General features: G+C 44.0%; 18 protein-coding genes. 8 read left to right on the top strand and 10 right to left on the bottom strand.

Annotated elements, in window-relative coordinates; translation table 11 throughout:
* Positions 1-271 precede the first annotated feature (271 nt).
* From L1028_RS03650 to L1028_RS03640, 3 genes are read left to right on the top strand one after another with little or no spacing between them, the layout of a single operon-like run.
* Complete coding sequence (locus L1028_RS03650) at positions 272-769, top strand: sigma-70 family RNA polymerase sigma factor (protein ID WP_279306829.1); 498 nt, start codon at positions 272-274, stop codon at positions 767-769.
* Positions 766-1,122: a hypothetical protein gene (locus tag L1028_RS03645; RefSeq protein ID WP_234531393.1), complete on the top strand. Its 357-nt coding sequence runs from the start codon at positions 766-768 to the stop codon at positions 1,120-1,122. The genes L1028_RS03650 and L1028_RS03645 overlap by 4 nt, the downstream gene beginning before the upstream one ends.
* Positions 1,112-3,418 carry a carboxypeptidase-like regulatory domain-containing protein gene (locus tag L1028_RS03640; protein ID WP_234531392.1) on the top strand — a complete coding sequence of 769 codons (2,307 nt, stop codon included), beginning with the start codon at positions 1,112-1,114 and terminating at the stop codon, positions 3,416-3,418. The genes L1028_RS03645 and L1028_RS03640 overlap by 11 nt, the downstream gene beginning before the upstream one ends.
* Before the next feature lie 59 nt (positions 3,419-3,477).
* Here L1028_RS03640 and L1028_RS31235 read toward each other — a convergent pair whose 3' ends face one another.
* From L1028_RS31235 to L1028_RS03585, 10 genes are all read right to left on the bottom strand, one after another.
* Positions 3,478-4,194, bottom strand: a complete 717-nt coding sequence (locus L1028_RS31235) for an SDR family oxidoreductase (RefSeq protein WP_279306828.1) — start codon at positions 4,192-4,194, stop codon at positions 3,478-3,480.
* A gap of 32 nt (positions 4,195-4,226) precedes the next feature.
* Entirely contained in the window at positions 4,227-4,766 is a 540-nt protein-coding gene (locus L1028_RS03625) for an RDD family protein (RefSeq protein ID WP_234531389.1), read from the bottom strand.
* Between the two features lie 27 nt (positions 4,767-4,793).
* Entirely contained in the window at positions 4,794-5,312 is a 519-nt protein-coding gene (locus L1028_RS03620) for a P-loop NTPase family protein (RefSeq protein ID WP_234531388.1), read from the bottom strand.
* Positions 5,313-5,485: 173 nt separating this feature from the next.
* Positions 5,486-7,336, bottom strand: a complete 1,851-nt coding sequence (abc-f, locus tag L1028_RS03615) for a ribosomal protection-like ABC-F family protein (RefSeq protein ID WP_234531386.1) — start codon at positions 7,334-7,336, stop codon at positions 5,486-5,488.
* 385 nt (positions 7,337-7,721) lie between these two features.
* Positions 7,722-8,636: a L,D-transpeptidase family protein gene (locus L1028_RS03610; protein WP_234531383.1), complete on the bottom strand. Its 915-nt coding sequence runs from the start codon at positions 8,634-8,636 to the stop codon at positions 7,722-7,724.
* Positions 8,637-9,050: 414 nt separating this feature from the next.
* Positions 9,051-9,749, bottom strand: coding sequence for a copper homeostasis protein CutC (locus L1028_RS03605; protein ID WP_234531381.1), 699 nt, complete (start codon positions 9,747-9,749; stop codon positions 9,051-9,053).
* A gap of 155 nt (positions 9,750-9,904) precedes the next feature.
* Positions 9,905-10,873: a sugar phosphate isomerase/epimerase family protein gene (locus tag L1028_RS03600; RefSeq protein ID WP_234531379.1), complete on the bottom strand. Its 969-nt coding sequence runs from the start codon at positions 10,871-10,873 to the stop codon at positions 9,905-9,907.
* A complete protein-coding gene (locus tag L1028_RS03595) occupies positions 10,874-11,605 on the bottom strand; it encodes a ThuA domain-containing protein (RefSeq protein ID WP_234531377.1) in 732 nt (243 codons plus the stop codon).
* 58 nt (positions 11,606-11,663) lie between these two features.
* Positions 11,664-12,740 carry a Gfo/Idh/MocA family protein gene (locus tag L1028_RS03590; RefSeq protein WP_234531374.1) on the bottom strand — a complete coding sequence of 359 codons (1,077 nt, stop codon included), beginning with the start codon at positions 12,738-12,740 and terminating at the stop codon, positions 11,664-11,666.
* Between the two features lie 7 nt (positions 12,741-12,747).
* Positions 12,748-13,701 carry an AraC family transcriptional regulator gene (locus tag L1028_RS03585; RefSeq protein ID WP_234531372.1) on the bottom strand — a complete coding sequence of 318 codons (954 nt, stop codon included), beginning with the start codon at positions 13,699-13,701 and terminating at the stop codon, positions 12,748-12,750.
* A 394-nt stretch (positions 13,702-14,095) separates the two neighbouring features.
* Between L1028_RS03585 and L1028_RS03580 the strand changes: the two genes are divergently transcribed.
* The 5 genes from L1028_RS03580 to L1028_RS03560 all read left to right on the top strand — a co-directional run bounded on the left by L1028_RS03580 (position 14,096) and on the right by L1028_RS03560 (position 20,005).
* Positions 14,096-15,100, top strand: coding sequence for a LacI family DNA-binding transcriptional regulator (locus tag L1028_RS03580; protein WP_234531370.1), 1,005 nt, complete (start codon positions 14,096-14,098; stop codon positions 15,098-15,100).
* A 152-nt stretch (positions 15,101-15,252) separates the two neighbouring features.
* Positions 15,253-16,512, top strand: coding sequence for an ABC transporter substrate-binding protein (locus L1028_RS03575; RefSeq protein WP_234531366.1), 1,260 nt, complete (start codon positions 15,253-15,255; stop codon positions 16,510-16,512).
* Between the two features lie 82 nt (positions 16,513-16,594).
* Positions 16,595-17,461, top strand: coding sequence for a carbohydrate ABC transporter permease (locus L1028_RS03570; protein WP_234531360.1), 867 nt, complete (start codon positions 16,595-16,597; stop codon positions 17,459-17,461).
* Positions 17,458-18,279, top strand: a complete 822-nt coding sequence (locus L1028_RS03565; protein WP_423803005.1) for a carbohydrate ABC transporter permease — start codon at positions 17,458-17,460, stop codon at positions 18,277-18,279. The genes L1028_RS03570 and L1028_RS03565 overlap by 4 nt, the downstream gene beginning before the upstream one ends.
* Before the next feature lie 37 nt (positions 18,280-18,316).
* Positions 18,317-20,005, top strand: a complete 1,689-nt coding sequence (locus L1028_RS03560; protein WP_234531358.1) for a glycoside hydrolase family 13 protein — start codon at positions 18,317-18,319, stop codon at positions 20,003-20,005.
* Positions 20,006-20,079: the final 74 nt, after the last annotated feature.

The following is a 20,079-nucleotide window of genomic DNA, read 5'->3' as shown; positions in this document are numbered from 1 at the left end:
TGGAACTGATAATATAGACGATACTGAAATGAAAAAGTTTCATCAGCCAAGGAAGGCTAGGCTAGGCTTGGCCTAACTATCATTTACCCAAATCTGCTGACCATCAATAAATTACGGGACATCATCTCGGGAAATACTCCCCCTCAGTAAAAATATTCCACACAAACGCAACCTTAATCCTCTAAGCCGCATCTTATTAGTAAAGGGAGGGGAGCTTCATCTGAATATTATAGAGAGAATCAAAGCAAAGGATGAGTCAGCTCTCCGCCTATTGATGGACGATTACGGCGATATGCTGCTCCGAACCGCTTGCTTACTGCTCAAAGATCGACAGAGTGCCGAAGAGGCGGTACAAGATACTTTTATTCAAGCCTATGCCAAAATGAATCAGTTGCAGGATTCGGAACGATTAAAGGCTTGGCTCATTCGCATCGTAGTCAACCGCTGCCGCATGAAGCAACGGACTTGGAGCTGGCGTAATATTTTCCCCTCGAATGGGTCAGAGCTACAAGCCAGCGATGATGCAGGCTTCACTGCCGGGGCAGAAGAGCTTTTTATGGTGGAATGGCATAATGTTAGACTCGCCGAGTTCATCAGGAATCTCGATTATGTATACCGCGAATGTCTGACGTTATATTACTTTCATGAGATGAGCATACGTGAAATTTCCGAGCAATTGAATACGCCAGAGAATACGATTAAATCCCGGCTCGCTAGAGGACGGACGGTCTTAAAAAAAATGTTGGAGAAGGAGGGACATTTCTTATGAATACGGGGAACACGGAGAATACGAAACGCGAAGCTATCAAGCAACAGTTAGATGAAGAACTACAACCCATACACTTCGAAGGACATGAACGTGTCCTCAAGATGACCCACCCCCCAACCTTTGGAGCCCGTCTCTTGGCTTTCTGGAATAAAGAAATCGAGCTCCCCGTGAAACCTATAGGCGCGATTGGTGCCATTATTCTAGTCGTATCATTGACTCTGCACCAACCAGAGGTTAAACATCAACCACAACAAAACGTCCAGCAGCATCCGAACCGGGAACTTATTGAGGCTGGAGGCAATACGTACTGGAAGGATATCTATGATCAGGCGGTGAAGAGACATGCGAATTAAGATCAAAGTCAAACATCTAGTGTCATTCGTGCTACTCCCGGCCTTCCTGCTCATTCTTATATTTAACTTTCTGCCCTCCTCAAAAGCACAAGTAGATAAAAATCCAGCTGTTCAATCTAACCTAGCCCGCACAGAACTTCTGCAAAAGCTAGAATCTACAACTGGTAGTAAACGTATGGAACTTATTCGAACCAACATCATTGATAAGGAGCACGCCTACGATCCCTATAGATATGACGTTAATATCGGCCCCTCTATGAGTCAGTGGAATAATGATGAACCCGATACTTCTAATTTGCTGCCGGAGGATAGAATCCCCTTACTTGAGGAATATATCCTTGACGGGCCTGCGGATAATACACGTACATTTGCGGCTAAGCTGCTTGCCTATGAATATGATGCTCTTGGCCGTAAGGAAGACGGCGATCAAGCGCTAATAACGGCCACTAAACAACTAGCCAGCAATTCTTACGTGGCACAAAAGCTGACGCTCCTTCGTGCAGAACGAGCCCTGAATCGTGGTGACATAACAGCCGCTGAAGCTATTCTTGAACAAACCACATTGTCACCTGAGAATCAGCAGGATTTAGATGCGCAGAAAGCATGGCTTACCGGACGTCTGCTCTTCACAAAAGGCAAAGTACAAGAAGCACTTGCCGTAGTAGACAATGGCTTGGAGAGCTACCAGAAATTCTGGCAGGATATTCATCAACAAATGAGTCTTAGCACTAGCAACTCAGATAAAAACACCGCAGACAACGGTGCATCGGAATCAGCGTCAATTTCAGCACCAGCGATTGGAACTTCAGAAACCGAAATGCAGCTGGAAGCACTCCGGGTAGCCATTCATTCCGCTGTAGATATGGGAAGTACCTCAACAGCTGTCGTATCTGGAACCCTAACCCGAAGCGATGGGACACCAATCTCGCGCGCAGGTATTTTTCTCCGTGCTGAAAGCGAGGTTAATCACAGCATAACTGCTGCTGAACCGTACCGAATCGTTACCGACGATAAAGGGCGTTTCGAATTCCACGGTGTGATTCCGGGCTTCTATCAATTGCAGCTTGGACTTAGCTATGATCAGATCGACGGATGGACTTGGCCTGTACAGTATGACGATTGGATTGAAGTTAAACCGGGTGATAGCTTGAATCAGAGCATTGTTCTGCAACCTTTGCTTGAGCTTCAGTCTCCTATTAATCAAGAGACGATAACGGGTCAGTCTGTAGATTTCCACTGGAAGGCTGTTAAGGGTGCGGCTTACTATCGTTTAAGCGGAGGGGCGGAGGGGGCCGCGGTGAGTGCACAAATTCGGGATCATATTATAGGTAATCATGTATCCATTCCTGTAGAAGAACTTTACAGTAGCGGTGGTTTTTCCTTTGGCAGCAGTGGAGAAGGCTGGGAATCTATTGACCCCCTCTCTCTTCTCGGATTTATGAATCCAGAAGCACGCTTTTCTTGGAATATTGAAGCATTAGATGCAAATGGACGCCTGATTACCCGCAGTTATGGCTACAGACTAAACGAAAACACCGTCGGTAATCTGCCCTTCTTTTATCTCAAAGAAAGAGAACTTACCGCGGCTGACCAACTCTTATTGGATAAAAAACCGGATCAGGCACTAACCATGTACCAACAAAACGTTTTCGATGATCCACAAGATGTTCATGCCCTTCACATGCTAGTAAAGATGATGTTTGCAAAATCATCCCTCACCAAGGATACAACATTAGAAGATCAGGCGATGTCTTCACTCAAAAAACTAATACAACTACAGCCTTCAACTGATTACGCCTTTTCATTGTCACAGTACTATTTTGACCAAGCGAACTGGAAGTCATATAACGAATATTATTCCTATTACAACAAGCTAAACCAACCCAATACTAACGATTATGTACTCTCTATTAACGCGACAGCACTCTTACATCAAGGCAAACTGAAAGAAGCACGCAAGCAATTCGCTAAGGCTCTGGCGCTTGATAACAGCCATCGTTTTATTGGCAGCTATTTGGCGGCAGAATTATATGCAGGTGAGTCACTCTCTTCTGTCTTAACAATTGCTGAACGTTACCCCGAGCACAGCTTTGGTCATAGTGGGTATCGTTGGCCACAAATGGTTAAACAGCTCATAACCGAACGAACAAAACAGCCTAGTAAATTTGACCAAGAGTTGCAGGAAAAGCTCGGATGGTACGTGAATGATCAGGCAGATGTTTTGAAGAAATGGATCGATGAGGCAAAGCCCTCCGCTCTGAAGAACTTTATGCAAGCCGTTCTGAAGGTAAGCTAACTCCTTTATGTATACAAAAATCCGGTCCCTCTCGATTAACACGAGCATGGACCGGATTTTTAATTACGCATGAATTTATTTACCTTTAGCTTCATCATGTAATTCTGGAAGTCCGTAATGCTCGGGTTGGACATATAGTGACCACCCTCTACTTCAATCGTTTGACCAGTAATGAATTTAGATTCATCCGATGCCAGGAACAACACTGTGTTTCCAATATCATCCGCTTCTCCATGGTAAGGCAGAGCGTTGAACTTCTGGAAAATATCCAGCACAGCTGGCGGCATATTTCTTGCAGCCGCAGGTGTTAAGATCAGGCCTGGAGCCACTCCGTTACAACGAATCTTATCTTTACCGTATTGCGTGGCGATGTAACGAGTTAGGATTTTCAAGAATTGCTGCAGTTCTTCTTCATTGAGCTTCTGAAACATTTCAACCCGGAGCTCCTGCCCTTTTAGCTGTGCTTCCTTCAGTATATCTCTGCCTTTGTCCGTGATAGACAGCAGTACATTTCGGCGATCATCTTCGTTATATTTACGCTCGGCCATTTCCTGCTTAATTAAGCGATTGGCAATGTTCGTCATCGCCCCCGGCATATAACCTAATTTTTTAGCCAAAGTAGTTTGCTTCTGCGGACCCATTTTATTCAATTCTCCCAAGACAAGAACAGGTGATATCCCAATATTGTGGTCAAAAGCATTCATCCATCGAACAATGATTTCATTCGTAAATAATTCAACTGCATGTATGGGTTTAAAAATATCTGGGTTTTCCAAGACATCCTCAAGAATGCTTATAAAAGCATCCTTTAGATTGCGGATTTATCAACAACATAAGTACCAGCCATCATATCGTGAAGCGCCCGTTTACGGGGAGTAAATGCGACAAATAGATAATCCACAAGCATGATGAGGCCAAGTATTTTACTGAGGTCAGTAGCTAAAGGTGCCCATAAGTTAAGAGTGGTGGAAATCACAGTGAGATCGTAGAGGCTTACGCCAACAATCATTGAAAAAATCGTACTAATGATTCGGAAAATATTTCGAATTAGAGCTTCCTTCAATGTTGGGATATTCCCTTGCTGATTGACAATTTTCATCTTTAAAACCAGCTTCCCAGGCGTTCCGCCAAATTTAACGATCATAAAAACATCAAACACGACGAAGAAAATATACTCAAGGATGATGGGAATCTCCGAATGCAAGGATACAGCTAATGAATTGAATATCCAGTATACAATGACCGCTGGTATCAGAATGATAAGGAGATCAAGAATAGTAGCGAGAACTCTTTTCCAAAAGCCTATGAAATCCTCCTGTTCCAAACGTTCAACTTTATAATTATCCATATTAGGCCCTCACTCTCTATGCTTACTTTATTCATTCATCCTGATTATCCGCTCTTCAATAATGGTTTCCAGTTCCTGTTTATTTTTCACAATGACCCGTTTATCAGACAAAGTATTCGTTAGCTCTATAATCTTATGTATGGCTTCCTGATCATATCCACGGTTCCATTCAAAAATCATCACATAAAGATTCTTAAACGATTGCTTGTAATTCGCTTGTTCGAATCCCAGTCTTGTCTTTATAAACCTTGTAAAAACTCTTAAATCCCTAACCACTTTATTAGGTTTCAATATAACGATTAAATCTGCTTTTTCAAAACTCTCATGCCCCCATTTATAATGTGCCCCTTCCAGTATCCATGAAGGTTTATCGAGGATCTCCTCTAATTGCGCATCCCTTGCTTCAACGGAATAACGGAGGTTCTCGGCACTTCTATCCCATACCAAATTATCTGTTTCGTAATAATCTACACCATACTTTCTGGACAGCTCTCTAGCGATATAGGATTTGCCACTTCCACAGCCCCCGATGATTCTAATCTTCACATAACCATCCCTTCAAAATTTTCTATTCGCAAAACATCCATATTCATCCAATTATACACCTTGCCTGTGGTGACTCCTATCGGAATATTCGAACGTTGTTTATTTTTTTACGCTAAAATACAACCCAGCCCAAGATACCTTCTATCCTGAGCTAGGGTTGTGTCGGTTCTTCCCTATGAGTGTATAGCTTTTTCCTTACCCTCTATTTCCTGAATCTGTGTCCTCAGATTAACGATTTCCGCCATTAACGCTTTATTCTCCTCCTCTGTATCCCTACTTCCACTCTGGATCAATTGATTCAGACGCAGCTGCAGAAGAACAAGATCGTCCTCAAGGGCCTGTTCTTTACGGGTAAGCACTCGACTCCTGTCTTTTGAGATGTAATCCTCGTAGGAACCTTGAAAAAACTTTGGTGCCTGCGCCGGTTCTAGTATTACCAAACGATTAGCTACTTTAGTGTGAAGATACCGGTCATGTGAGACCATCACAATTCCTCCCGGATATACTCTTAGCGCTTCTTCTACACGTTCCCTAGTGTCAATGTCCAGATAATTGGTGGGTTCATCCAGTACTAATAGGTTAGCTTTTCCAAAGTACAGTTTAAGGAAAGCTACACGACATTTCTCCCCCAGACTTAAATCACCAATTCGTTTAAAGACATCCTCCCGCGAAAATAAAAAGCAGCCCAGAATCGTTCGTGCCTCCGTTTGGGTCATACCCGGCAGTTCAAGCAAACTATCCAGAATGGTGGACGACACCGCTAGATTATCGAGCTCTTGCGCAAAATAACCAACCTTCGTACGCGGATGCAGCCGCACTTCACCTTTGGTAGGTTGATGAATACCAGCAGTCAGCTTCAACAAAGAAGACTTACCGACACCATTAGGACCCAGAATAGCGAGACGGTCTCCTCGATTCAAGGACAAACTGAAATTTTTCAGTACAGGCGCACTACCCTTATATGCAAAATCAATCTCGCGGAGTGACAGCAAAGTGTCCGCCATAAACGCTTCACTTTCCAGTTTCATCTTCAGCTTGCTTGTCTCGCGTGGTAATTCCACACGGTTCTTATTTAAGCGTTCGAGTGCAGCTTCCTTTGCATGAAGACGAGAAACGTTCTTCTTTGATTTCGCACGCAGGAAATCATGCTGTCCGGCAGCACGGTGTGCCTGTTGGAACCATTCGGAATATCTCCTGATGCTCTCCAGCAGTTTCTCCTTTTCCTGTTCCTGCCTCTTATATTGTCCCTCTAATGTTCGCGCCTCTACCGCCTTCTGCTCCCGATAATGCGTATATCCACCCGAATACCGGCGACACCCCTCTGGACTAAGCTCCAGTAAAGATGTCGCCGTTCGATCGATGAACGTACGATCATGCGAAACATAAAGCACAGTTCCGGGATAGGTGTGGACCCATTGTTCCAACCACTCCATCGTTTCTCCATCTAAGTGATTCGTCGGCTCATCTAGAATCAACAGCTTCGGCTGCTGAGCTAACAATGCTGCCAATTGAACGCGTGTCTTTTGCCCTCCGCTTAGCGATGGGTATGGCAAATCCCAAACCGAACGTTCTAGCTTAAGCTGTTTCAAGCACTTTTCCGCTTTAGCCTCCCAGTCATATCCACCAAGTTGCAAGTATTGATCGTACACTTCGGCGTATTCAGCCAATCCCGCTTCACCCTCGTCGTTCTGCTCCTGCAACCTCTGACTGAGAGATTCAAGCCGGCGCTTTAATTGGGGTAGCTCTGGCGATCCGGCGAGAACGTAATCCAAGGCGCTTACTTCTTCTGATACTTCTAACTGCTGATCCAGCACACCCCACTCTTCACGAGGTAAGCCATGATAAATACTACCTTCCTCAAAGGTAAGGCGACCGATCAGTCCCTTAAGCAGTGTGGTTTTGCCGATTCCATTACGACCGAACAAGAGCACACGCTCTCCTTCTGATATCTCAAAGGACACCTTCTCGAATAACAGGGTCCCGTTCCATTCTTTACGTAAATTCTTTGCTTTTATTAGGGTCATATTTCATTCCTCCGATTATATTGCAAATAAAAAACCGCAGCCAGCGGTCTGCGGTCAAATAGCGTATGATGGGGGGGAAAATATGCCATAACATGAATAGACTACGGCCGTGATCACCTGCTGTATGCAGAGTAAACCAAACAATAGATCGATCTATTCATATAAAAGCAACGTAAGACCCCCGACCGACACACGTATCCCTGACCGTTATCACCCTGAACGGGTGCTCCGTGACTTGTGCATATGCACTTCACAAGCTTGAGTGGTCTACTTCTAGGAAACGTGTTAGTTGTTCATCAGTCGGTGGTCCTCCGTCATTGTCCGAATTGGTTTGAATAAATATAGTATATACCTACTAAAGCCAGAATTAATAGGTCAAGAATAGTTATAAAATAATCTTTACCGACTGAGTCTGGGAATTCCATTGCACCTGAATACCAAATAATTCAGGCAAGATGCTCAGCGGAATCATCAATCGGCCATTTTCATTGCGGGATGCTGGCATCGTAAGTGTCTTTCCATCCACAACAGCCTGATCGGATAAAGGCTGATGTGCCACCGTACGATTTCCTATCGTAATTAGCAGTGCACCTGTTCCAGCTTTGCTCTGTAAAGTTCCACCTAACAAGGCTACAGATTCTCTCAGTGGAACAAATACACGGGAATTATCCATTAAAAAAGGATCTTTTAGCTTTGTCGTGACTCCATCCAGCTCAAAAGCTCCAGCAAACATCTTACTTCCTATGGAATACCCATTTTTAGTCGCAATACTCTCCATAGCCAGTGTACTTGTTGTAATAATGACCCTTGTATTTTTAGCTATTTTTGGGTACAACCAGTGGATGTCATCATTATGCATTCGAATACATCCGGCGCTAACATACTTTCCTATGGAGGACTCATTATTATTGCCGTGAATCGCATACGTGGTACCATAAGTTCCGTTCACTTCTAGCCCTAGCCAGCGGTCGCCAAGTGGATTGGCCGGATCACCCCCGGGTATTTTCTCTTTGTAATAGGGTCTGTTCTTTACTTTAACTACCATTTTGAAGCTGCCTTCAGGCGTCAGTTCCTTTGATTTCCCTGTTGCGACTGGAAAAGTCTTCACAAGCTTGCCATCACTGAAATACGCGAGTTTGTTTGTCTTTTTGTTCACGATAATCAGATCGGATCCAGCAGCAGCTTCCGCCTTTCCCACACCTGTAAAACATGCAGCGAACAGAAGCCCAAATACAAGCATCAGCTTCATGTTCCGCTGTAATAATGATTCAAACCAGCCACCCGAAACGAAAAATCCCAATTTTCTCCACCTCCATATATAAAGACGAAATCATTTCAATTTTGTTGCATACCAACCTGTACCTATTCTTTTCAACTCGTCCCTCACATTTGACGCAGAGATTGCAATACTGTAACCAAGTGAACGCACATTAAAAAAGCCGACCTTTGGATAACCAAAGATCAGCTCTATATTTTATATGCTCAGTATTTCATGATTAGACAACTAATGTTTCTTACCTGAACCAAATGCAATCACGTACCCATCCGGATCTTTAATCGCAAAATCCTTCCAGCTCCCCCAGTCTGCTTCCTGAAGATCAGGCTCTTGAACAAATTTAATATTCCGATTTTATAATATCATCCAATATACGGAAATTAAATCGAAATCTGCTGACAAGTTTATCGAAGAATGGAATCAATAATGATCGGTAAGCTAGTGATCTTTCCTTTTATCCAGAAGGTTTCGAACAGCCTGCAAGCGAAGAGGATCTATCGGCTTTAGCGCATCTCCAGCTTCTCTAACGGCTGAACCGAAATGCACTCGTCGCACACCCGTTTGTTTTATAAAATCACTTAACCCGTCTGCCGTTAACCCACTGCCAGCAAGAATAGATATAGATTGCTCCGAGGTAAGCTGTTCCAGCGCAGCAAGACGTTCCGCACCTTTAGGGGCTGTATTCTCGGCTCCTGATGTTAGAATGTCAGTAATTTGAGGATAACGTGTCAATATTTCTAACGCCTCAAATTGATCCCTCACTTCATCAAAAGCACGATGGAATGTCACCTCCAAACCTTTGGCAGTATGAAGCAGCCTTTGAAGTGACTCTTCGTCAATTGTTCCATCAGGGCGTAACATGCCCATTACGACAGATAACCCGCCGATAGATGCGATATGCTGAATATCCTGCTCCATCGTTTCTATGTCATCCTTATCATAAGAAAAGGATCTGGCATGGGGTCTAACCATTACCCTGACCGGGATAGAGACAGTATCGCGCACTTTTTCAATAAGTCCCAGACTGGGCGTCAGTCCCCCTTCACTGATCCCAGTGATCAATTCAATTCGATCAGCTCCATAACGCTCGGCCAGTACTGCATCACTTAATGTTGTAGCAATAACTTCCAGTAACATTGTTCTCTCTCCTTCACTAGCATTTCAGAAAATCTCTCTTTGCTATTCTCTCCTATGGAACGTAGAAATTTCAACCTCCACATCAACACGCAAAAAAGGTCTTGATCCTCTACAAAAACTAGAGAATCAAGACTTTTATTTTTAAAAAGTATGTCTTACGCCCACCACATACCTTGTGGTTGATCGCGAATAAGAATGGATTGCAAATTGGTTACTGCACGATGGAAGCCTTCGTCTACCGTCATAAGAGGGTCTTCATGCTCGATGCTGACCACATAATCATAACCGTAAGTACGCAGCGCACTCATGATATCCGACCATTCAGATATGCTGTGTCCACAGCCAACGGAGCGGAAGGTCCATGCACGGGTCTGTACATCGCCGTAAGGCTGCATATCCGTCAGCCCATACATATTAATATTGTCCTGATCCAGGTACGTATCCTTGGCATGGAAATGATGGATCGCACCAGCTTTACCAAGAATCTTAATCGCGCCTACAGGATCGATGCCTTGCCACCACAGATGGCTCGGGTCTAGATTCGCGCCGATCGCATCACAGGTTGCTTCTCTAAGCTTCAGAATCGTGTAAGGAGTATGGCAGAGGAAACCGCCATGAAGCTCGATACCGATCTTAACGCCATGCTCCTCAGCCAGCTTACCGATTTCCTTCCAGTAAGGGATCAATTTATACTCCCACTGCCAGGTTTTGATGTCGCTGTACACGGTAGGCCAAGGTGTAACTGGCCAGTTCGGTGCTTTTGCCTCGTCGCTGTCTCCCGCGGTTCCCGAGAAAGTGTTCACTACCTTAACGCCCATTAGCGAAGCTAGCTTGATCGACTTACGCAGAATTTCGTCGCCTTCACGAGCTTCTTCTTTATCCGGAGAGATTGGGTTATTATGGCAACTGAATGCACTGATCATAATGCCACGTTTCGTGAACTGTTCCAGATATTCCTTACGTGCTGATTCGCTGGCAAGCAGCTCATCTGTTGGACAGTGGGCATTTCCGGGATTGCCTCCTGAACCGATCTCTACCGCATTCAAACCAGCAGCAGCGATTTTATCAAGCATCTCTTCGAGAGTTAAACTTCCAAATACAGGATCAAATACGCCTAATTTCATTTATAATACCACCTTTTCTTTGATTGGCTCCAAAGCTTCAGAGTGTCCGTAAACTGGATAATCACGCTTCGTTGGTGCACACCAGTTCACGCCATTGATGATCACTCTTTGGATTTCTTTGTTGTAATAGGTTGGATAAGATTCATGACCGGGTTGGAAATAAAAGATCTTCCCGTTCCCACGGCGATAGGTCGATCCGCTTGGGAACACATTGCCGCCTTCAAACCAGCCGACAAAAATTAGACTCTCCGGTGCTGGCACATCAAAATGTGATCCGTACATTTCCTCTTGCTCCAAATCGATATATTCGCCAATTCCCTCAGCAATCGGGTGACTTGGGTCCATGACCCAAAGACGCTCTTTCTCCCCTGCTTCACGCCACTTTAGATCGCAGCTGGTGCCCATTAACTTCATGAATATTTTGGACATATGACCCGAATGAAGCACCACTAGCCCCATGCCTTGAAGCACTCTTTGGTGAACACGGTTTACAATCTCATCACTAACTTCTTGATGGGCGACATGTCCCCACCAAATCAGTACATCCGTGTTATCCAGCACTTCTTGTGTCAGTCCATGCTCCGGTTCATCCAGCGTAGCTGTCTGAGCGTTCAGTCCAGCTTCCTGAAGGAAGCTTGCTAATTGTCCGTGAATCCCTTGCGGATAGACCTTGAGAATTCTCTCTTCCTGCCGTTCATGGCGGAATTCATTCCATACCGTTACTCTGGTCACTTTGGACACACTCCTAATTCATAGTTATCTATGCCGTCAACTTTATTGATTAGTCAAATTAGTCAAAAAATACAGGCATGCCAGTCTCAGAGGATTTATAAATAGCCTCCAAGATGCGGGTAACAACGAGCGCCTGCTCTGGCTTCACTACAGGTTCGGTGTCATTGACGATGCTTTCGATCCACTGAGTGGCCTCCGTCAATGCAGGATCATCTCCCGCGCCATCATAAAAGTCAACGCCACCGGCTTCCAAGCTGATATGCTTCTCGAATGTCTTGCCGTATTCTTCTCCGTTAATGCGCAGACCGTTCTCCATATCCGCTCCGCCTTCAGTGCCACAAAGCACAGTCTTGGCTTCACCAACATCGAGTGTATTCAGCGCCCAGCTTGCTTCGAGAACGATGCTAGCTCCATTCTCCATAGTAATGAATCCAATGGCAGAATCCTCAACTGTAAATTTTTCTGGATCCCACGGGCCCCAAGCGTTCGCAGCGTTTTTACGACCGGACAGCTTATGATAAGCGTTACCGACAACATATTTAGGTTTGTAGTTATCCATCATCCAAAGAGTTAAATCGAGGGCATGAGTACCGATATCAATCAATGGACCTCCGCCTTGCGCTTCCTCATCCAGAAACACGCCCCACGTTGGAACGGCACGACGACGGATCGCCTTAGCTTTAGCATAATAAATCTCTCCAAGACCATTATTCTCGCATACCGTATGCAGATAAGCTGAATCTGGTCTGAAACGGTTTTGGTAACCGATGGTTAGCTTCTTCCCAGTTCGCTTTGAGGCATCGATCATCGCTTGTGCTTCTTCGGTGGTTTTCGCCATCGGCTTTTCGCACATTACATGCTTGCCTGCCTCCATTGCTGCAATGGAAATCTCTGCATGGGAAATGTTTGGTGTACATACATGAATCACATCTATACTTGCATCTTTAAGAAGCTCTTTATAATCTGCGTAAACCACGGAGCCCTCGTCCCCGAACTCCGCTTTTGCCTTTTCTGCACGCTCAGGAACGATATCGCAAAAAGCAACCATTCGAGCACCTTCCACTTTTGATAGCGCTGGCATATGTTTGCCGTTTGCAATGCCTCCGCAGCCGATAATTCCTACTGTTAATGTCATTTTTGTTCTAACCTCCACTTGTTCCTGTTTTGATATCTCTATCATACAAAGCCCGGGGGCGTCTTTCTTCCTGCATTCTTGCTGTATTATTCCCGAATATTGTCTTATGGTATTTTAGGGGGGATATCCCCGTAGCATCCTTGAAAAAATGATGGAATGTCTTCACGCTGCCAAACCCGGCGGCTTCCGCCACTGCAGACATCGGCAAATCTTCATTGATTAAGATCCATTTAGCTTTGTTAAGCCGATATTCGTTTAAGAAAGCTATAAAGGTCATACCAGTATTCTTCTTGAATAGCTTAGTAAAATAATACGGACTAAAGCCCATATAGCTAGCTACCTCATTCAGCGTAATAGCTTCCTGGTAATGCTGCTCTACATAGATAAAAATCCGCTCTAATCTTTCCAGTGTTTCTCTAGACTGGTTCAGCGTATCTTCCGAGAACTTAGGCTGTTTATTGAGTGTACTCTTCGGCACTTCCCGTAAAATAACGGTCAATAGTTCAAACAATCTGGCTTTGATTAAGTAAGCGTACCCATCTCTTCGCTGCACGTCTTCCTCATAAATACTCTCAATCAGCCCTTTGATCTTCACGGCGGTTGCCTCGGGCCATTTTGAACTAGAATGCTCCATAAGCGTAAAAACCTCACGAAGCGAATAATCATTTCCGCTAAAAGCTGCGACTTCCTGAAACAGGTTAAGATCAAATTGAATCACTACCCGTTCGCTTTCAGGTGAAGCGAGAAAATAATGGACATCCCCACCGTTGATAAATTGAACCTCACCCTGCTCCATGTGAATGGGGGTATCATTTATTCCCAGATTTAGACTTCCTTTAGTTACATATATAATTTCAATTTCTTTATGCCAATGCGGATAGCACAGCGTATCTCCTCCACATAGTAAACTTCTAAAAGGAAAATGCTTATCCACATCTGGAATTTCGAGATAAATATTCATAAGCGCAGCTCCTTATCCGGTTAAACACCAAACCAAACGATGAACATATCCATCCGATTTCACGTAAGCGTTTACTGTCTAAATGTTAGTCCTCTAATATTCTTTTGTCAATTCTGGGCCTCTGTATTCTTAATATCCTGCTCCAACTACATTTCTCCTGCTTACACACCACTTTAACAGAGTTTTTCTGGTAATTTAATCGGCTTCATACTATATAAAAATTAATTACCTTTCATAGTTCTTATCATTCACATATTTTTTAAGTGGAGTTGACAAGCATACCTGCCAGGATTTATATTCAGGGTAAGCGTTTACGTAATACTTTTTAAGGAATTTGATTTTCGAAGCGTAAACGTTTAATCTAAGGCTAACCGTAATCTAAGGAGTCGTATGAATGAACCCAACAATTAAAGATGTTGCACAAAAAGCGAACGTTTCCATTGCAACAGTCTCTCGCGTGCTAAACAATTTAAGTGGGTACTCCGACAAGACGAAACAAAAGGTAAATGAGGCTATCAAAGAACTCGGCTATCAACCTAACGCGATTGCTCGTGGCCTAATCAATAAGCGTACGCAGACCATTGGTGTAATGTTTCCAAGTGTTTCTGGAGCGTTCTCCTCCGATCTGCTTAAAGGCATTGAGGAACTGGCCAATGACCGCAATTACAGTGTAATGGTCTGTAATACTGACCAAGATGGTAAACGAACGTTAAAGTACTTGCAGCTTCTAAGAGAGAAGCAGGTCGATGGCATTATTTACTCTAGTGAGGTCTTGAAGAAAGAGTATTACGATGTGCTAGAAACCATGAAGATCCCAGTGGTGTTGGTTTCTTCCCAAACGGAATTTGCCAGTGTACCTTATGTAAAAGTAGACGATTACCAGGCTGCTTATGATGCTACTCTCTACTTAATTTCCAAAGGTCATAGCAAAATCGCCATGATCAGCGGAAACCCAAGCGATGCTATCGCTGGTGCACCCAGAGCTGAGGGATATCGTAGAGCGCTTGAAGCGAGTGGAATTCCTTTCGACAGCCGCTATCTCACCTTTGGAGACTTTCTGTATGAAAGCGGGAGCATTGCAATGGAAGCTCTCTTGGAGCAAGCCCCTGATGTCACTGCCGTCTTTGCCGCTAGTGATGAAATGGCGATTGGTGCTCTTTCCACGGTCATCAAATATGGTTTAAGTGTTCCCGATGATATATCCATTATGGGTTATGACGATCTTGGAATAGCGAAAATGATTATTCCTCCGTTAACTACAGTGCGTCAACCACTGTACGATATTGGTAAGATCGCCGTGGAGAAGCTTATTCAGATGATTGAAACAGGCGAGACTGTGGATAGCAAAATTGTCGATCACTTAATCGTGGAAAGACAAACGGTAAGATCACTTACCTGAGTCTTTTTACCCCTTTTACGTAAACGTTTACCCTCTATTGGTAATGCATATCAGCCGCCTAAAAGTAGCAGAATATCAATTAGTTTTCATTACGTACATGTTTAATCTCTTACATGTTCATAATACCAACAAATTATTAGGAGGATTTAATCATGAAAAAAACAATCAAACCCGTAGTGGTTAGCGTACTGGCTATGTCCGTACTTAGTGCCTGTGGTAGCAATGCGGCTGACAACAACGCAAATAGTGGTGGAAATGCCTCCTCCGGTGAAAAGGTAAAAGTCGAGTTTTTCCAAAATAAAACCGAAGCCAAAGCCACCTTCGACAAGCTGGTTGCGAAATTCAATGAAGCCAATCCAAATATTGTTGTCACACAGGTTAACCCGCCGGATGCTGAAACCGTATTGAAAACTCGTGCAGCGAAAAAAGATATTCCTGACGTGGTAGGGATCGGAGCAACTGACACCTACAAGACGTTATCTGGCAGCGGTCTTTTTGAAGATTTCACAGGCGATCCACTCGCTGAGAATATCCAGCCAGCATATCTTCAAATGTTAAAAGACCTGACGGGTTCGGACGAACTGAATGGTCTTCCATTCTCTTCGAACGCAAGTGGTGTCATTTACAATAAAGCGATGTTCACTGAAGCCGGTGTTACTGTTCCAACTACTTGGGATGAGTTCATGGCTGTCGCTCAAAAATTCAAGGACAGCGGTAAAAATGCTTTTTACTTGACACTGAAGGATTCATGGACAACACTTACGCCGTTCAACTCCCTCTCCACGATCATTAAAGGAAATGATTTCTTCAAGGAGCGTGCGGCAGGCACTGTAACCTTCGCAGACAGCTTTAACGAGGTAGCTGAAAAGCTGCTTAAGCTGACGGAATACGGACAAAAAGATATTTTTGGTAAAGGTTACAATGACGGAAACACAGCATTCGCTAAAGGTGAATCCGCAATGTACCTACAAGGCGTATGGGCAATCCCAGAAATCGTGAAAGCCAATCCATCCATTGAACTTGGCGTATTCCCATTCCCAGCGACAAATGATGCTGCCGCTAACAAGGTCATTTCTGGCGTAGATACGTTGCTGACTATTTCCAAAAACACTAAACATAAAGAAGAAGCAAAGAAATTCGTAGACTTCCTGCTTCAACCTGAGAATGTTAGCCTATACATCAATGAGCAAAAAGCATTCCCAGCTGTTCAGGGTGTAACACAAGATGATCCAACGATGGATGGCTTCAAAGAAGCGTTTACCGCAGGCAACTTAGCTGACTTTGCTGACCACTACATCCCAAGTGCAATGAAAGTGGATACCATCAACCAATCCTTCTTGCAAAAGAAAGATATTAAAGCTTATCTAGAACAGCTTGATAAAGAATGGGATAAAGTAGCTAACCGGAAATAACCAGATCAGACAAACATGAACCGCGAAAGAGAACGGGGCTACCCCTCTTCTCTTTCGCTTTTACAATGAGGAGGATTACACGATGGTCAAACGCCGAGTCGCCTTTTATCTGATGACTATACCGGCATTACTTCTTTTCTTTGCCTTCCATACCTTTCCTGCAATCCAGGGTATATATTATTCGTTCACAAACTGGGACGGCTTTAGTGAAAGCTTTGATTACGTAGGATTTAAGAACTTTATTAACATTTTTCAAGACGAAAATGTGTTGAATTCATATGTGTTCACTTTTAAATATGCCATTCTAACCACTATTCTTATCAACATCATCAGCTTGTTGATTGCGCTTGGACTTAATGCCAAAATTAAAGCCAAAAACTTTTTCCGTGGCGTATATTTCTTGCCGAATATCCTCAGCGTATTGATTGTTGGTTTTATTTTTAACTACTTGTTCGCTAATGTATTCCCTATTTGGGGTGCGAAACTCGGCAGCGAATTCTTATCACAGAACATTCTCGGTAACTCAGACTGGGCTTGGATCGGTATCGTCATTGTTGCCGTTTGGCAAGGGATTGCTTATAACACGATTCTCTATTTGGCGGGTCTTCAAACCATTCCTCATGATCTTTACGAAGCTTCTAATCTGGACGGGGCTAGCCGCTGGAGAGAATTCTGGAGCATTACGTTCCCAATGCTTGCTTCCTTCTTCACCATCAATATGGTACTTGCAATGAAGGGCGGTCTGATGGTATTCGACCAAATCGTCGCTTTGACAGGCGGGGGTCCAGGTCGTTCAACGCAATCCATTGCCCACTTGATCTACACAGGCGGCTTCCAAGGCGGAGAATTTGCCTATCAATCGGCGAACGCCGTGATTTATTTTATCGTGATTGTCGTTATCTCCGCCCTTCAGCTTAAATTTCTGCAGAAACGGGAGATGGACTTATGATCAAAAAACCAACCAATTGGCCTGTAACGATTCTTATCGCCCTAGGCTCACTACTGATCCTGTTTCCGCTGTATATGACCATTGCCATTGCTCTCAAGAATCCCGAGGAAATGGCTCAATCTATCTTTTCGCTCCCTACTGGCCTGCATTTTGAGAATTTCGCCAATGCGATTAAGGCAACGAACTTCTTCAATGCATTAAGAAATAGTACCGTGATTACTATTACATCAGTTGTGTTCATATTGCTTACCAACTCCATGGTAGCCTATGCTATTGCACGTAATATGAAGCGAAGATTTTTCAAAGTGCTTTACTTCTATTTTATCAGTGCCATGTTTATCCCTTTCCAGATTATTATGCTGCCTGTGGTCAAAGTGACTACGGACCTGCACATGAACAACATTGTAGGGATTATTATTCTATACGTTGTTTATGGTCTGGCCTTTAACGTGTTTGTATACACCGGTTATATCCGTTCCATTCCGTACGAACTGGAAGAAGCGGCTACAGTAGACGGTGCATCGACATTCGGAACATTCTGGAAGATTATTTTTCCACTCCTTGCTCCTGTCAGTGCAACGATCGGTATCCTGTCTTGTCTATCCACCTGGAATGACTTTATGTTACCGCTGATTCTACTCGGCGATCAGGATTCCTACACACTTCCGCTTGTACAATATGTCTTCCAGGGACAGTTCAGCACAGATTTCAACTTAGCGTTTGCTTCATATCTTCTCGCATTAACCCCGATGCTCATCGTCTACTTGTTTGCGCAAAAATGGATTATCAGCGGACTTACATCAGGGTCCATTAAATAAAATAGCAAGATCTATATAGAGATAGGAGATTACAACCTTGGATAAAAAATGGTGGAAAGAAAGCGTAGTGTATCAAATTTACCCCCGCAGCTTTAAAGACAGTAACGGGGATGGTATTGGTGATCTGCAAGGGATTATCTCGAAACTTGATTATTTAAATCATCTTGGTGTCGATGTGGTGTGGCTGTGCCCAGTATACCAGTCGCCTAATGACGATAACGGTTATGATATCAGTAATTATCAAAGTATTATGAATGATTTCGGAACGCTCTCCGATTGGGAGGAACTGCTTGCTGGTCTTCACAGCCGTGGCATGAAGCTGATTATGGACCTTGTGGTCAACCATTCCTCAGATGAGCATGCTTGGTTCGTAGAGTCCCGCAAATCGCAGGATAATCCTTATCGTGATTATTATATCTGGAGTCCTGGAAAGGACGGCCAGCCGCCTAACGACTGGGGTTCCTTCTTTAGTGGATCAGCTTGGGAATACGATGAGAAGTCGGAGGAATATTACCTCCATCTCTTCTCCCGTAAACAACCAGATCTAAATTGGGACAATCCAAAGCTCCGCAAGGAAATCTACGATATGATGACCTGGTGGCTGGATAAAGGAATTGACGGATTCCGCATGGACGTAATCAACCTGATCTCCAAAGTACCGGGATTACCTAGCGTTTCTGGGGAAAGTAACGGAGAACAGCCTACGTACCACTTCGGTGGAGACTATTTCGTAAACGGTCCTCGCGTACATGAGTATATGCAGGAAATGAACCGTGAGGTGCTATCCAAGTACGATATCATGACCGTAGGCGAAGCCGTTAATGTCACTCCAGAAGAAGCTTCACTGTATGTTTCCGAGGATCGAAACGAGCTGAACATGGTATTCCATTTCGAGCTCATGGACGTCGATTCCGGTCCTGGAGGCAAATGGAATGTACAACCTTGGAAACTGGCGGACATTAAGTCCATTATTTCCAAGTGGCAAGTCGCACTGGACGGTAAGGGTTGGAACAGCTTGTATATGAACAACCATGATCAGCCACGTATGCTATCCCGCTTTGGAGATGATAAGCTGTTCCCGAAAGAGTCTGGCAAAATGCTAGCAACACTGCTTCACACGCTCCAAGGTACACCTTACATCTATCAAGGTGAAGAAATCGGCATGACAAATGTACAATTTGCTTCCATCGATGACTACAAGGATATTGAAATTGTAAATATGTATAAGGAATACTTGGCTGCCGGACACTCGGAAGAAAAAATCATGAATTCCATCTACATCAAAGGTCGGGACAATGGCCGTACGCCGATGCAATGGAACTCGGAGTCGCAAGCAGGCTTCACCACCGGCACTCCGTGGCTGGCTGTGAACCCTAACTACCAGGACATTAATGTGGAGAATGCGCTAGCTGATCCTGATTCTATTTTCTACTACTATAAGAAGCTAATTGAGCTGCGTAAGCAACATGAGATTATCGTATACGGAAGTTATACAATCTTGGCTGAAGAGAATGAGCAGGTATATGCTTATCTGCGTACTCTTGGAGAAGAACAGCTACTGGTTGTATTGAATTTCTTCGGAGAGCCTGCAACCTTCGATCTTCCTTCTACTGTGAAATTCCAAGCGAAGGAATTGCTTATTTCCAACTACGAAGTAAATCCAGAAGAAGAACTAAACACCATTCAGCTTCGTCCTTATGAAGCTCGTGTATATAAGCTTAAATAATAACACCACAGTGTACCCATAATTGAACTACAAGCCTCTGATTATCTGGGCTACCTGAAGAAGCACTCATTAAC

Origin of the sequence: Paenibacillus pseudetheri (genome assembly GCF_924513355.1) — a bacterium.
Classification (GTDB): domain Bacteria; phylum Bacillota; class Bacilli; order Paenibacillales; family Paenibacillaceae; genus Paenibacillus_AQ; species Paenibacillus_AQ pseudetheri.
Note: the sequence above shows the minus strand (reverse complement) of the source record. Positions and strands in the feature narration are given on the sequence as shown.